The sequence below is a fragment of the Cupriavidus pauculus genome (assembly GCF_002858765.1).
GTDB lineage: Bacteria > Pseudomonadota > Gammaproteobacteria > Burkholderiales > Burkholderiaceae > Cupriavidus > Cupriavidus pauculus_B.
Genome location: NZ_PJRP01000028.1, coordinates 1 through 14,241 on the forward strand (window position 1 = coordinate 1; position 14,241 = coordinate 14,241).

General features: G+C 65.9%; 14 protein-coding genes. 8 read left to right on the forward strand and 6 right to left on the reverse strand.

The genetic code is table 11. The features are described from left to right. Positions 1-101: 101 nt before the first annotated feature. A complete protein-coding gene (trmB, locus tag CYJ10_RS32345; protein ID WP_180863141.1) occupies positions 102-773 on the reverse strand; it encodes a tRNA (guanine(46)-N(7))-methyltransferase TrmB in 672 nt (223 codons plus the stop codon). A 125-nt stretch (positions 774-898) separates the two neighbouring features. Here trmB and CYJ10_RS32350 point away from each other — a divergent pair, with 125 nt between their 5' ends. Together CYJ10_RS32350 and CYJ10_RS32355 are read left to right on the forward strand one after the other, a co-directional pair. Beyond that, positions 899-2,485, forward strand: a complete 1,587-nt coding sequence (locus CYJ10_RS32350) for an ABC transporter substrate-binding protein (protein WP_101685525.1) — start codon at positions 899-901, stop codon at positions 2,483-2,485. A 214-nt stretch (positions 2,486-2,699) separates the two neighbouring features. Continuing rightward, positions 2,700-3,868 (forward strand): IS3 family transposase gene (locus tag CYJ10_RS32355; protein WP_101680030.1). Its coding sequence is split into 2 segments (ribosomal slippage): positions 2,700-2,967 and positions 2,967-3,868, totalling 1,170 coding nucleotides; the frame shifts between segments, so codons are not numbered across the junction. Positions 3,869-3,896: 28 nt separating this feature from the next. On the opposite strand, the gene CYJ10_RS32360 is transcribed toward CYJ10_RS32355, so the two are convergent. After that, positions 3,897-4,778 carry a spermidine synthase gene (locus tag CYJ10_RS32360; RefSeq protein WP_101685526.1) on the reverse strand — a complete coding sequence of 294 codons (882 nt, stop codon included), beginning with the start codon at positions 4,776-4,778 and terminating at the stop codon, positions 3,897-3,899. Positions 4,779-4,807: 29 nt separating this feature from the next. Continuing rightward, a complete protein-coding gene (locus CYJ10_RS32365) occupies positions 4,808-5,581 on the reverse strand; it encodes a tetratricopeptide repeat protein (protein WP_101685527.1) in 774 nt (257 codons plus the stop codon). 145 nt (positions 5,582-5,726) lie between these two features. Between CYJ10_RS32365 and CYJ10_RS32370 the strand changes: the two genes are divergently transcribed. The 3 genes from CYJ10_RS32370 (at position 5,727) to CYJ10_RS32380 (ending at position 7,880) form a co-directional block, all read left to right on the forward strand. After that, positions 5,727-6,236 carry a hypothetical protein gene (locus CYJ10_RS32370; protein ID WP_101685528.1) on the forward strand — a complete coding sequence of 170 codons (510 nt, stop codon included), beginning with the start codon at positions 5,727-5,729 and terminating at the stop codon, positions 6,234-6,236. Positions 6,237-6,432: 196 nt separating this feature from the next. Then, positions 6,433-6,798 carry an ArsR/SmtB family transcription factor gene (locus CYJ10_RS32375; protein WP_101685529.1) on the forward strand — a complete coding sequence of 122 codons (366 nt, stop codon included), beginning with the start codon at positions 6,433-6,435 and terminating at the stop codon, positions 6,796-6,798. Beyond that, entirely contained in the window at positions 6,795-7,880 is a 1,086-nt protein-coding gene (locus CYJ10_RS32380; protein WP_101685530.1) for an SRPBCC domain-containing protein, read from the forward strand. The genes CYJ10_RS32375 and CYJ10_RS32380 overlap by 4 nt, the downstream gene beginning before the upstream one ends. Before the next feature lie 36 nt (positions 7,881-7,916). Here the strand turns inward: CYJ10_RS32380 and CYJ10_RS32385 are convergent, their stop codons facing one another. From CYJ10_RS32385 to CYJ10_RS32395, 3 genes are all read right to left on the reverse strand, one after another. Further along, positions 7,917-8,411 carry a DNA-deoxyinosine glycosylase gene (locus tag CYJ10_RS32385; protein ID WP_101685531.1) on the reverse strand — a complete coding sequence of 165 codons (495 nt, stop codon included), beginning with the start codon at positions 8,409-8,411 and terminating at the stop codon, positions 7,917-7,919. Between the two features lie 86 nt (positions 8,412-8,497). Next, complete coding sequence (gene htpG / locus CYJ10_RS32390; protein WP_101685532.1) at positions 8,498-10,399, reverse strand: molecular chaperone HtpG; 1,902 nt, start codon at positions 10,397-10,399, stop codon at positions 8,498-8,500. Positions 10,400-10,516: 117 nt separating this feature from the next. Beyond that, positions 10,517-12,073 (reverse strand): aminotransferase-like domain-containing protein, encoded by a 1,557-nt coding sequence (locus CYJ10_RS32395; protein WP_101685533.1) that lies wholly within the window; start codon positions 12,071-12,073, stop codon positions 10,517-10,519. An 84-nt stretch (positions 12,074-12,157) separates the two neighbouring features. On the opposite strand from CYJ10_RS32395, the gene CYJ10_RS32400 reads away from it, so the two are divergent. Genes CYJ10_RS32400 through CYJ10_RS32410 form a run of 3 tightly spaced genes read left to right on the forward strand, consistent with a single transcriptional unit; the run spans position 12,158 to position 14,229 of the window. Beyond that, positions 12,158-12,835, forward strand: a complete 678-nt coding sequence (locus CYJ10_RS32400) for a VOC family protein (RefSeq protein ID WP_101685534.1) — start codon at positions 12,158-12,160, stop codon at positions 12,833-12,835. Between the two features lie 39 nt (positions 12,836-12,874). After that, a complete protein-coding gene (locus CYJ10_RS32405) occupies positions 12,875-13,591 on the forward strand; it encodes an alanyl-tRNA editing protein (protein WP_101685535.1) in 717 nt (238 codons plus the stop codon). 5 nt (positions 13,592-13,596) lie between these two features. Beyond that, positions 13,597-14,229, forward strand: coding sequence for a LysE family translocator (locus CYJ10_RS32410; RefSeq protein WP_101685561.1), 633 nt, complete (start codon positions 13,597-13,599; stop codon positions 14,227-14,229). Positions 14,230-14,241: the final 12 nt, after the last annotated feature.

Consider the following 14,241-nt stretch of genomic DNA (forward strand, 5'->3'; position numbering starts at 1 on the left):
ACGCCGAACTGCCCGAGGATGCCCCGACCCAGCAGCCGCTGTTCCACTAAGGCGTCGCACACGCACCTCAACGAAAAACCCGCCAGTCACGGCGGGTTTTTTTATGCCAGCCGCAGGCTGGTGCAGCGCCAGAGCCCATGGCCGGACGCGCCATACTTGCGCTCGAACGGCGTCATCGGCGTTTCCGGCTGCCAGGCTTCGGTCTGCGCCGGGCGCCCGACCATCGTCAGCGCCGCCGCAAATTCGTCGATATAGACCTTCCAGTTGCTGCGGCATTCCAGGTAGTCGCCGCAGGCTGCCAGCGCAGGGAACACCGCGTGCCCCTGCCAGCGCCGACCCAGGTGCCCAATCTTCGGCCACGGATTCGGATACAGCACATAGTGACGCACCACATGCACCCCGCCCTGCTGCAGCAGGCGCCAGAAATCAACGAGATCGGCCCGCGCCCAATGAAAATTCACTGGCATCTCGGCATCCCACCAGTCCTTGCCCGCGGTTAATCGCTTTTCCGACTGATCGACGCCGATCACGTAGTGATCGGGAAACGCCGTGGCCAGCCGCAGCGTGCTCTCCCCGATTCCGCAGCCCGCGTCGATAATCAGGGGCTTGGCGCCAGCGCGCTGCCAGGCTTCGCTGGCGGCATCAAACGCCTGTTGGCTCGGGGCGCCGATGGGCTTGCGGAACGGCTCGTCCAGATGACGCTGCACGCGCGCCGCCAGCTGGTCGTGGATATCGGTCTGCGCCGACGAAATGGTGCGGGAATTGGCAAACATGGGCGCGATTGTACCGGGCACCCTGCCGCGTCCCGCATCCATCCTGCCTTCCGTCCCGGATGTATCGGACATGGAAGTACATTTGACGGCACAATAGCGGCCAACACCGTACGAGGAGCCCACTCATGATCCGCCGCACGCTGCTGCAAGCATCTGTTTCGATTGCGCTGAGCGCCACGGCGCTGACGCTGATTCCCGTCCACGCCGCCCACGCGGAAGACCTGCGCATTGGCCTGGCTGCCGACGTGACGTCGATGGACCCGCACTGGAACAACGCGGGCCCCAACAACGCCATCGCGCTTCATATCTTCGAGTCGCTGGTGTTCATGGACAAGAACGCCCGCTACATTCCCGGCCTGGCGTTGTCCTGGAAGCCGGTCAACGCCATCACCTGGGAAATCAAGCTGCGCCCCAACGTGAAATGGCACGACGGCTCGCCGTTCACGAGCGAAGACGTCAAGGCATCGCTGGAACGCCCCGAGAAGCTGACCAACGCGCCGGGATCGTTCACCAGCTACACCAAGCCCATCGCACGCATCGACACCCCCGACGCGCTCACGGTGCGCCTGACGATGAACGTGCCGAACTACGCCAACCTGGCCAATGACCTGAACAGCGTGCCGATCATGCCGAAGAAGATCGCCGCTGACCTGAGCCAGGCCGATTTCGACTCGGGCAAGGCCATGATCGGCACCGGTCCGTACAAGTTCGTGCGCTTCGCGCGGGGCCAGGAAATCGTGATGCAGCGCAACCCCGACTACTGGGGTCCGAAGCCCGAGTTCGACCGCGCCATCTTCCGCATCCTGACCGATAACGGCGCGCGCACCGCCGCGCTGCTGGCCGGCGATGTCGATGTGATCGAGAGCATCCCGGCCGCCGATGTGGCCAAACTTAAGCAAAATCCGAAGTTCAAGATCGAGCAGACTACGTCGTGGCGCACCATCTTCTGGCAGATGGACCAGTCGCGCGACAACCCGCCGTTCGTCACCGACAAGGCCGGCAAGCCGCTGGGCAAGAACCCCTTCAAGGATGCCCGCGTGCGCGCCGCAATCAGCAAGGCGCTGAACCGCGACGCCATCGTCAGCCGCATCATGGAAGGCCTGGCCGTGCCGGCATCGTCGATCGTGTCGCCGCAGATCTTCGGCCATCCGGGCACCAAGCCCGACGCCTATGACGTCGAAGGCGCGAAGAAGCTGCTGGCCCAGGCCGGCTATCCCGATGGCTTCGCGCTGACGCTGCACGCCACCAACAACCGCTATTTGAACGATGCCCAGGTGGCGCAGGCCACCGCCGGCATGCTGACGCGCATCGGCATCCAGACCAAGGTCGAAACGTTGCCTGTGGCCGCCTACTTCACGCGCGCCCGCCAGGGCGACTTCGCCTTCGAGATGCTGGGCTGGGGCTCGGCCGCCGCCGACGTGGCGCTACGCTCGATCACCGGCACGCCAAACCCGAAGACCGGCTATGGCACGTGGAACTGGGGCAAGTACAGCAATCCGAAGCTGGATCAACTGATCGAGAAATCGCTGACCACGGTGTCGAGCGACAAGGACCGCGAGCAGAACGCCCGCACGGCCGCCAAATTTGCGCTGGACGACCACGCCATCGTCCCGTCGCACAGCCAGCTGGCGATGTGGGCCATGCGCAAGGGGCTGAAGTACGAGGCACGTACCGACGAATGGTCGCTGGCGCAGTTCTTTCACAAGGAATAAGTCGGGCAACCTTTCCGCCGGTTGCCTCCCCTCTCCCATTGATGGGAAAGGCGCCGGGAGAGAGGGGAGACGGTCCAACTTCCAGTCGTCGGATCTTGCACCGCTCGCCCTCTCCCCCAACCCCTCTCCCGCGCGCGGGAGAGGGGAGTGTAGTGGTCCAATTTCCTCAGACAGGTCGATAGGTGGAAAATCACGATCGACGAGGAAAGACGACATGACAAAGCAACGCCGCAAGTTTGACGCTGCCTTCAAGCTGGAGGTAGTCCGGATGATCCGGGATCAGGGCCTATCGGTCGCCGAGGTTTGCCACACGATGGCGATTGGCGAGACCGCCTTACGGCGCTGGCTGGTCCAATACGACCTTGAAGTGGCTGGCGGCAAGGGAGTGGGCAAGCCGCTGACGCCTGAGCAGCAGCGCATCCGCCAGCTCGAAGAGGAAAACCGCCGACTGAAGGAGGACAACCTGATCCTAAAAAAGGCATCGGCCTTCTTCGCCCGCGAACTCAAGTGATCTATCGAGTGGTTAGCGGATTGCAGAAGGAGGCGATCTCCATCAGTCGGGCATGCCGGGTACTGGGCGTGAGCCGGGCGGGGTATTACGCGGCCGGGCGAGAGCCTGCCACCAAGGAGAAGGCCTTGCGGCAGGCGGTGTATGTGCGGGCGGCGTTCGAGGCCAGCGGACGTACCTACGGCAGCCGGCGCGTGGCGCAGGATTTGGACAAGCAGGGGGTGAAGATCGGGCGCTATCGGGCCCGCACGCTGATGCGCCAGGAGAATCTGCACCCGGTGTGGAAGCGCAAGTTCGTGGCGACGACTGACAGCCGGCATGGGAGGCCGGTGGCGCCGAACGTGCTGAGCAGGCAGTTCAGGCCCGCACAGCCCAACCGGGCCTGGGTGTCGGACATCACGTATGTGCGCACGGGGGAAGGCTGGTTGTATCTGGCGGTGGTGTTGGACCTGTATTCGCGCAAGGTAGTGGGCTGGGCCAGCGCAGCGGCCATGCCCGCCGCGCTGGTGGCGTCGGCCTTGAAGATGGCCATCCTGCAGCGCAATCCGGCGCCCGGACTGATTGTGCATTCGGACCGCGGCAGCCAGTATGCAAGCGAGGAGTACCAGGGATTGCTGGCGCGCCACGGCCTGGTTTGCAGCATGAGCCGGGCCGGCGATTGCTGGGATAACGCTGTAGCCGAACGCTTCTTCCTGAACCTGAAGATGGAGCGCGTCTGGCAGAGGCGGTACGTCGACCGGGCGGAAGCCCGGCGCGACATCACGCAGTACATCGTGGGCTTCTACAACCCGGTGCGCTTGCATTCGACACTGGGCTACACGTCGCCAACAGACTACGAGGACAAGTTCCAACAGACCACCCTAATACCTGTCTGAAAAAACTTGACCACTACAGAGCCTTCCCTCAGATCACCAGCCGTTCTTCCTGTCGCGCATTCGCCGCGCGCAGTTTCTTGACCCAATCCCGGGCCGGCAGCTTGGTCGAAGCCTCGATCACCTCGGCCCGTGCCTCCAGCGTCTGCCACGACACTTCGATTGCCGGGCCATTGAACGCCAGGGCGATGATGTTGCCGTCATGCACCTCCGGGAACACCAGCACGCGATCGTCGAAGGCATCGCAAATCCGCTCGATATTCTTCGGAAAGCTGTCGTGGTCGCCGAACAGGTTGATGGTCATCACGCCTGGCGCCTTCAGCACGCGGCGGCAGGCGCGGTAGAACGCCGTGGTATCCAGCACCGGCCCACGCGCCGTGGCGTCGTACAGGTCCACCTGCAGCGCATCGATGGCAGCCGTATTGGCGCCATCCATCACGTAATCCCAGGCGTCCTGCTCACGCACGGTCAGCCGGGCATCATCCTCGCGCAGGCCAAACATGCTGCGGCCCGCCACGATCACGGCCGGGTTCAGCTCCACAGCCGTAACTTTCGCTTTGGCGAAATGGCGATGGCAGAACTTGGTCAGCGCGGCCGCGCCCAGACCCAGCTGCGCCACGTGGAAATCGGCCGACGACGGCGACTGGAACAGCAGCCAGGCCATCATCTGCTGCGCGTATTCCAGTTCGATGGCTTCGGGCTTGCGCAGGCGCATGGCGCCCTGCACCCATTCGGTACCGAAGTGCAGGTAGCGCACGCCGTCCATCTCGGAAAACGTCACCGGCGCGAATCGCGGCGTCATGCGCTTTTCGTCGGCGGCTTTGGACAGGTTCTTGCGCGAGGTTTCACGGTTGCCGCGTGCGGGGCGGCGCGAGGCCACTGCCTCGATCGATTTGCGTTTCAGAAGCGTCATGGAAGAAAGTAGTGCGCCCAAGGCACGGATCATTGGCCCAGCGCGGTTTGCGCGCGCTGCAGCCATTCACGATTATGTTCGCGGGCATGGCGCGGCCAGTGGCGCGCGTCATGAACGATTTCGGAATACAACGACTTCGCGCGTTCGCGGTCGGCCGCTTCGGGCTGCGTCGCCAGCCAGTCGGCAAACAGGCAGCGCGCAGCTACGTCGCTGGCGTTGGTCAGCGCCCGCTCGAAAGCTTCGCGCGTGCCGGTGGCATTCTGCGCGGCCAGTGTCCGGGCATAGAGCAGCGACGGATCGGATTGATCGCGGGCGCGTGGATTGCCCGCGAACAGCTTTTCCAGTGTGGCCTGGGCTTCTGCATGACGGCCCGTGGCCAGTTGCGCGCGGGCCAGCCCCTCCAGCAGCGCCGGGTCCGATGCAAACGGGCCGTTGGCCGCGGCTTCGTAGTGCTCCAGCGCCTCGGCCGGGTTGCCGGCGTCCAGCAGCGCGGCCCCCAGGCGCATGCGATGGTCGACGGTCGGCGCGCGGTCGAACGCCTGCCGCGCTTCGCGCACGGCCCGCCCCGGATCCACGATCTGGTTGATGGCGCGCTTGGCCACCTGCGCGCCGCGCGTCTGGCGCAGGCCCGGCAGGTAGATCGCAAAGAAATAGACAACGCTGCCAAGCCCCGGGAAGAGGAACAGCAACAGCAGCCAATACATATTCTGGTGGGTACGGACGGCATGCACGGCAAAGAAGATCGCCACGATGACATGCAGGCCGATGCCGCCAATACCGCCGAGACCAAGGGAAGACAACATGGGAATCCAGTAAGGTGCGGGGGTGTCCGAACGCCGGACAGCCGCGATTGTGACAGATGCCGATCAGACCGCGCCCGCATCGCTAAAGTTTTACGCGGAATGGCCGAAGAAGGATGTGGGCTCTCTCTTCGATCGGACTCCAACAATGACATCCATCAGCAGCGTTACACCCCAGGTCATGGTGGCCAGTGACGCGACGGTCACCAACACCCGCCGCTTCACGCAGACCACGGACGACACCACCGCGCAGACCCCCGACGGCCAGGCCAACGGCTCCGCCGAGGGCGCTTCGGCTTCGGGTTCCACCTCTTCGGCCAACGCCGGCGGCCGCATTGCCGGCCCAGCTGGCGCTGGCAAGGCCGGCGGCGCGGCCGGCGCCGACAGCAGCAGCAGCGACACCGAATCGGCCGTCATCAAGGCCCTGAAGCAGCAAATCGAAGCCCTGCAGAAGCAACTGGCCGCCCAAATGGCCCAGATGCAAGCCGCACAGGCCGCCCCGACCGACGACCAGACCAAGACCAGCACGGTCGCCACGCTGCAGGCCGGCGTGACCGCCACCCAGGCTGCCCTGTCGGCCGCGATGGCCAAGCTGTCGGAGGCGTACCAGGAGGCCACGGGCAGCAGCACCGGCAACATCGTCAATACGACGGCCTGAGCGGCCCGCCTTCTCCGCTCTCCTTTCTCTCTCGAGACGCCCAACGTTCCGGCCGGAATTCGATCTCCGGTCGGACGCTTTGCCGCCCCTGGTTTCCCCTGTCGGCGCTCGGCCCTCCCGCGCATTCCCGCTTTTCCCGCAAACCCCAGTTGTAACACCCCTTGATCTTCATTTAACCAATGCGTTAAATGATCACATGCCCAATGTCACCGATCCACTTTCGTCCGTGTTTGCCGCGCTGGCCGATCCCACGCGGCGCGCGATTCTGGCGCGTCTTGCGGAAGGCGAGGCGCCGGTCAGCGAACTGGCGCGGCCGTTCGACATGTCGGCGCCGGCCATCTCCCGGCATCTGCGCGTGCTGGCCGATGCCGGGCTGATCGAGCGCGAGGTCAATGCGCGCTGGCGCATCTGCCATCTGCGGCCCGGCGCGCTGCGTGATGCGCATGGCTGGCTGGAGACCTACCGGCGGCACTGGGAAGACAACCTCGACAGGCTGGTGGCCTTTGTCGAGCAGGCGCAATCCGACATCGATGTCACACCGAAACAGGGGAACAAGTCATGAGCGAAGCCGCGACCTTTCATCTGGAAATGACCCGTCAGATCCGCGCCCCGCGCGAGCGCGTGTTCGATGCCTTCACGGACCAGACCGCGCTGGCCACCTGGCATTGCCCGCGCGGCATGTCGGTGCTGGAAGCGCGTGCCGATGCCCGCGTGGGCGGCAAATACCGGCTCGTGATCGGCGCCCGGGACGGCGAGACGCACCGCGTGCACGGCGAATACCAGACGCTCGATCGGGCCAATTTCCTGGCCTACACGTGGGAATGGGAAGGCGGCACCGAACTGCCCGCCGGCATGCGCACGCTGATCGAGGTGACCCTGACCGCCAAGGACGGCGGCACCCACATGCACATGCGGCACAGCGGCTTTCCCGATGCGGCGACGCGCGATGCGCACGTCAGCGGCTGGCAGTCGGTGTTCAACAACCTCGTCGATTACCTGGACCCGGAGGGCAGCGCGGGCACGCTGACCGTCTACGGCGACGCCCGCAGCACCTATGTGCGCACCGTCCGCCTGGCGCTGGAAGAAAAGGGGCTGCGCTACACGCTGGACCCGGTGACACCGCGCGACGAGGCATTGCTCGCCCATAACCCGTTCGGCCGCATTCCGGCCTTCGCCGACGGCCCGATCGAGTTCTACGAAACGCGCGCCATCCTGAGCTATATCAACGAGGTTTTCGCTGGCACCAATCTGATGCCGCAGACCGGCCCCACCGCCCGCGCGCGCTGCGAGCAATGGATCAGCCTGATCAACTGCCATGCCTATGACGCGATGGTGCGCCGCTACGTGCTCCAGTACGTGTTTCCAAAGGGAGAAAACGGCCAGCCCGACCGTGCAATCATCGACGCCGCCGTGCCGGAAATGGCCAAACAGCTAGATGCCCTGGAACAGGCGTACGGCGGCCGGGATTTCCTGGTGGGCAACGCGCTGTCGATGGCCGACCTGTTCTTCGCGCCGATCGTCGAGTATCTGGGGATGTTCCCGGAAAGCCAGGCGCTGCTGGAGACGCGACCGAATATCCGGCGCGGCCATGCAGTCATGCGTGCGCGGCCGAGCTACGCGGCGACGCAGCCGAAGTTCGATTGACCGGGTGATTGACCGGCTGGTTGCCTCGGCGAGCGGCTAGGCCAGCCACTCGCGCAACGCCTGCCACGCGATCAGCTTCTGCGCATAGGCCAGCGTATAGGCCGGGCTGCTGGATGGCAGTTTTACGATGGCGTGCCGGTCGCCATGCCCGGCCAGCGCCTTTTCGCCGATCTTTGCCGCCGTGCCGCCGTTGAAGGCAATCGCCCGCAACTCCGGCAACGTGGCGATCAGGCCGATCAGGTCGTTGCCCTGGTGATCGCGGATGCTGCTGTCGAGGCTGCCCTCGCGGCGCGCCTCGGCCACGACATCCCACAGGCCCACGCGGTGCTGGCGTAGCGTGGCCAGGCGGCTTTCATAGTCCAGCCCGACCAGATCCACGCCCAGCACGTCGGTCATCAGGTGCCAGAAGCGGTTCTGCTTGTGCGCGTAGTACTGCGCCTGGGCCAGCGAGACCTCGCCCGGCAGGCTGCCGAGCACCAGCACGCGGGTGTGCGGGTCGACGACCGGCGGGAAGCAGCGTTTGGTGGTCATCGCGTCGAGTCGGAAGATCCCATGGATCGAGTCAGGCCAGAAATGAACAAGGCGCCCGCAGGCGCCTTGCTTTCGTTACAACGACATCAGGCCAGCAGGCGGTTCACCCGCTGCACATAGGCCGCCGGATCGTCGAGCATGCCGCCCTCGGCCAGCAGGGCCTGGTCGAACAGCACGCGCACGCGGTCGCTGAAGCCATCGCCCTCGGGCACGTCGCGCAGCTTCTTCACCAGCGCGTGCTCGGGGTTCAGTTCCAGGATCGGCTGCGCGTCGGGCGCCTTCTGGCCGGCCTGCTTCAGCAGGCGCTGCAGATAGCCGCTCATGTCGCCGTCATCGGACACCAGGCACGACGCCGAATCGGTCAGGCGCAGCGTCACGCGCACGTCCTTGGCGTGCCCTTCGAGCACGGTCTTCGCGCGCTCCACCACGTCCTTCCATTCGGTGGATGCCTTCTCCTGCTCGGCCTTCTCGGCTTCGTCGGCCAGCGCGCCCAGGTCCAGGTCGCCACGGGCCACGGACACCAGTTCCTTGCCGTCGAAGTCGTGCAGGTACGACAGCAGCCATTCGTCGACGCGGTCGGTCAGCAGCACCACTTCGATGCCCTTCTTGCGGAACACCTCCAGGTGCGGGCTCGACTTGGCCGGCGCCCAGGCATCGGCCGTGACGTAGTAGATCTTGTCCTGGCCTTCCTTCATGCGGCCCACGCAGTCGGCCAGCGACACCGATTGCTCGGCCGTGTCGTTGTGGGTCGTGGCAAAGCGCAGGAGGCGGGCAATGCGCTCGGCGTTGGCCTGGTCCTCGCCCATGCCTTCCTTGAGCACCTGGCCGAACTGCTCCCAGAACGTCTTGTACTTGGCGCGGTCGGCTTCGTCCTCGCTGTCGGCCAGCGTTTCCAGCATCGACAGCACGCGCTTGCTGCAGCCTTCGCGGATGGCCTTCACGTCCCGGCTTTCCTGCAGCAGTTCGCGCGACACATTCAGCGGCAGGTCGGCCGAATCCACCACGCCCTTGACCCAGCGCAGGTACGACGGCAGCAGCTGGTCGGCGTCGTCCATGATGAACACGCGCTTCACGTACAGCTTCAGGCCGGCCTTGCGGTTGCGGTCCCACAGGTCGAACGGCGCGCGGGCCGGGATGTACAGCAGCTGCGTGTACTCGCTGCGGCCTTCCACGCGGTTGTGCGTCCAGGCCAGCGGGGCATCGTGATCGTGCGCAATGTGCTGGTAGAACGCCTGGTACTGCTCGTCGGTGATGTCGGACTTGTTGCGTGTCCACAGCGCGCTGGCCTGGTTCACGCTCTCCCACTCGCCCGTCAGCTTCTGCTGCTGCGCCTCGGCATCCCATTCTTCCTTGGGCATGCGGATCGGCAGCGAGATATGGTCCGAGTACTTGCGGATGATGTGTTGCAGGCGATACGAGGACAGGAAATCGTCTTCGCCTTCGCGCAGGTGCAACGTGATCGTGGTGCCGCGCTCGGCGCGGTCGATCGCGTCAATCGTAAATTCGCCATCGCCGGTGCTTTCCCAACGCACGGCTTCGCTGCCAGCCAGGCCGGCGCGGCGCGTTTCCACGGTGACCTTGTCCGCGACGATAAAGGCCGAGTAGAACCCCACGCCAAACTGGCCGATCAGCGCGGCGTCCTTCTGCTGGTCGCCGGACAGCTGCTGGAAGAACTCCTTGGTGCCAGAACGGGCGATGGTGCCCAGGTTGCGGATCGCCTCGTCACGGCTCATGCCGATGCCGTTGTCGGTGATCTTCAGCGTGCGGGCGGCCGGGTCGGCTTCGATGCGGATCGCCAGGTCGGCGTCGTTTTCGAGCAGGGCCGGGTTCCCGATCGCCTCGAAGCGCAGCTTGTCGGTGGCGTCCGAAGCGTTCGATACCAGCTCGCGCAGGAAGATTTCCTTGTTGCTGTACAGCGAGTGGATCATCAGGTGCAGCAACTGCTTCACTTCCGCCTGGAAGCTCATCGTCTCGTGCGGTGCGGTCATGGTTCTCCTCTTGAATCGGATCTATGCGCAAGGTGCCCTGCCCCGTGCATCCGGAGCGGGTCGATGGCGCAGGAAATAGGGACGGGACGGGGCATTTTCAAGGCCCCGTCCCCTGGCTTACGTGCCGGCGCCGGCCGGCAGGCCGGACAGGCGCTCCATCCGGCCTGCCAGAAAGCGCAGCATGCCCGGATCGGTGCTGCTGGCCACATTGAAGCGGGTCCAGGTGGACGGCATCTGCGACGGCGAAAACAGGCTGCCCGGCGCGAACAGATACCCTTCCTCGTGGCCGGCCGTAGCGATGACGTTGGTATCCACGCCGGTATCGGCCCACAGGTACATGCCGGCCACCTGGCCTGGGAAGATGCGCAGGCCCAGCCGCTCCAGCTGCTCGCGCGTCTCGTCGCGGGCACGGTCCAGCCGCACCCGCACGCGCTCGGTGTGCTTGCGGTAGTGCCCCTCCGTCAGCACCTTGTAGACCACCCGTTCGTTGATTTCCGGCGTGGCCATGCCGGTCACCAGCTTGCTGTCGGTCAGCGTCACGGCCAGTTCCGGGCTGGCGGCGATAAAGCCCACGCGCAGGTTGGCGGCCAGCGTCTTGGAAAAACTGCCCAGGTAGATCACCCGCTTCAGTTGGTCCAGGCTGGCCAGCCGCGTGGCCGCATGGCCGGGCGGGCACAGGTCGCAATAGATGTCGTCCTCGACAATCGTGAAACCGTACTGTTCGGCCAGTTGCAGCAGCCGGAACGCCCGGGCGGCCGACAGCGACGTGCCCGTGGGGTTGTGCAGCACCGAATTGACCACCACCAGCTTGGGCCGATGCGCCTGCGCGATGCGCTCCAGCGCCTCCAGGTCGGGGCCATCGGCCGTGTAGGGCACGCCGATCACATTGGCGCCCTGCGTGGCAAAGCGGGCAAACATCACGAACCAGGCCGGGTCGCCCACCACCACGGTATCGCCCGGATGCAGAAACTGGCGCGCGATCAGGTCGAAGGCCTGGGTGATGCCCGACGTCATCACGATCTGCTCCGGCGTGACGCCGATTTCCAGTTCTTCCAGCCGGGTACGCAGTTGCTGCCGCAGCGGCAGGAAGCCCATCGGGGTGCCGCTGGACAGAAAATGTCCGCCGGGTTGCCGCCCCAGGCTGCGCATGGCGCCCGACAGCAGTTCGCCATCGAGCCATTCGGTGGGCAGGAATCCCCAGCCCGGCGCCTTGTGGCTCTCGGCAGAGTGGAACATGCTGCGCAGCAGCCAAGTGACGTCGACATTGCGGATGGCCGGCGACGCCAGCGGTGCCGCCACCGACGCATGCGGCAGGCGGTCGCGCACGTAGAACCCCGACCCGCGCCGCGATTCCAGGTAGCCCAGCGCCACCAGGCGCTCGTAGGCTTCCACCACCGTAAAGCGCGAGATGCCCTTTTCCGACGCCAGTTGGCGGATCGACGGCATCCGCATGCCCGCCCGGAACACCCGTTCGTCGATGCGCAGCCGCGCCCATTCGGTCAGCTGTTCCACCAGCGTCATCTGGGCGGAGGGAATCGGGTCCGGCAGCTGGGGATGACCGGCGGCCGGCATCACCAGCCGCAACGGGCGCGTGCCGCCGCTCGCAACGCCACCTGATGTGATCGTTGAGGCACTATCATTTTCGCCGTGGCGATTCTTCTGGTTGCCTTCCATGTGGCGCTCCCGCAACTGTACTGAAGACGATTTGCTGAACTGTATCGGTACTGTACCGACAAGCTTGACTACCATCAACCAACGATGAAACTTGCCATTGACCACCTCGTGATTGCCGCCCCCGACCTGGAGTCGGGTGCCGAGCATGTCGCCAACCTGCTTGGCATCGCCCCGCAAGGCGGCGGCGCGCACCCGCGCATGGGCACGCACAACCGCGTGCTGGGGCTGTTTGGCGGGCTGTACCTCGAAGTGATCGCGATCGACCCGGCCGCCCCGGCGCCGGATCGTCCGCGCTGGTTCGGCCTGGACAGCGACCTGATGCAGCAACGCCTGCGCGACGGCCCGTTCCTGGCGCACTGGGCGGCCCGCGTGGAGCGCCCCGCCGACCTGTCGCGCTGGCAGTCGCAGTACCCGGACCGCATCGCCCCGGCCATCCCGATGGATCGCGGCGCGCTGCACTGGCGCCTGACCGTGCCCGATGACGGCAGCCTGCCCACGTGGCATGGCGAGGCCGCCAGCGCCGGCGAGGGCCTGTTCCCGACGTTGATCCAGTGGGACGTGGCCAACCACCCCGGCATCAGCCTGCCGCGCCAGGACCTGGCGCTGCGCCGGCTGCGCGGCCAGCACCCGCATGCGGAACTGCTGCGGCAGGGGCTGGCGTGGCTTGGCGCCGCGGACCTGATCGAGATCGACCAGACCGATGGGCCGCCGCTGCTGACGGCCGACATCGACACCCCAGCGGGCATCAAGACCCTGCGCTGAACCACAAGACCCCACAAGACACACCCGAGGAGCCCCCCGATGTCCGCCACCACCGCCAAGCGCTTCGACGACGACGCGTATCTCGATCACTGCCAGGCCACCGTGGTGGCGGTGAGCGACACGGGCATCGAACTGGACCAGACCGTCTGCTACGCACGCAGCGGCGGCCAGGCCGGCGACACCGGCACGCTGAATACCGCCGATGGCCGCGTGGTGGTGCTGGCCGACACGGTCTACGCCGATGACCGCACCCGCATCCTGCACGTGCCCGCCCCCGATGCGCCCGCGCTGGCCGTGGGCGACCGCGTCGAGGTCAGGATCGACTGGGCGCGCCGCCACCGGCTCATGCGCCTGCATACCTGCCTGCACCTGCTGGGGTCGCTGATTCCGGTGCCGGTCACCGGCTGCAGCATCTCGCCCGATTCGGCGCGCATCGACTTCGACCTGCCTGAATCCACGCTCGACAAGGCCGTGCTGACCGATCAGCTCAACGCGCTGATCGACGCGAAGACGCCGGTCAATATCGACCGCATCACGCCCGAGCAACTGGCCGCCCAGCCCGACCTGGTCCGTACGATCGGCGCCGCGCCGCCGGCCGGCACGTCGACCATCCGCATCGTCGACATCCCCGGCGTGGACCGCCAGCCTTGCGGCGGCACGCATGTGGCAAACACCGGCGAGATTGGCGCGATGGTGGTGACCAAGATCGAGAAGAAGAGCCGCACCAACCGGCGCGTGGTCGTCAACTTCGCATGACCGGCATGGAAACCTGGCTTACGGGCCTGTCGATGGCCCAGTTCCTGGCATTGGTCACGCTGCTGGCAGTGGGCGCCTTCACGCCCGGTCCGAACACCACCGTGGCGGCCGTGACCGGCGCCAACTTCGGCCTGCGCGCCACGCTGCCGCACTGCGTCGGCGTGTCGGTCGGCTTCGCCAGCATCATCGCGCTGTGCGCCACGGGCGTGGGCGCGCTGATCCTGGCCAGCCCGATGCTGGCAGCGGCCATCCGCGTGGTGGGCGTGCTGTACCTGCTCTGGCTGGCGCTGCGCATTGCCCGCAGCACGTCGCTGGCCGAAAAGAACGTGCTCAAGCCGATGAATGTCTGGCAATCGATCGCCATGCAATTCGCCAACATCAAGGCGTGGATGATGGCGCTGGCCGTGGCCGCGTCGTACATGGATAACGCGCCGTCGCTGGGCCAGCGCGTGCTGCTGGTCAGCACGCTGTTCGCGACCTTCGGCTTTTTCAGCAACGGCGCCTATGGCGTACTGGGCGCGTCGCTGCGCGAGTGGCTGATGCATGGCAACCGCGTGCGCTGGTTCAACGGTGTGATGGGGCTGGCGCTGGCGCTGACCGCCCTGTGGATGGCCGTGGCCGCCGCACACCCCCAATGATGCGCCCCTGAA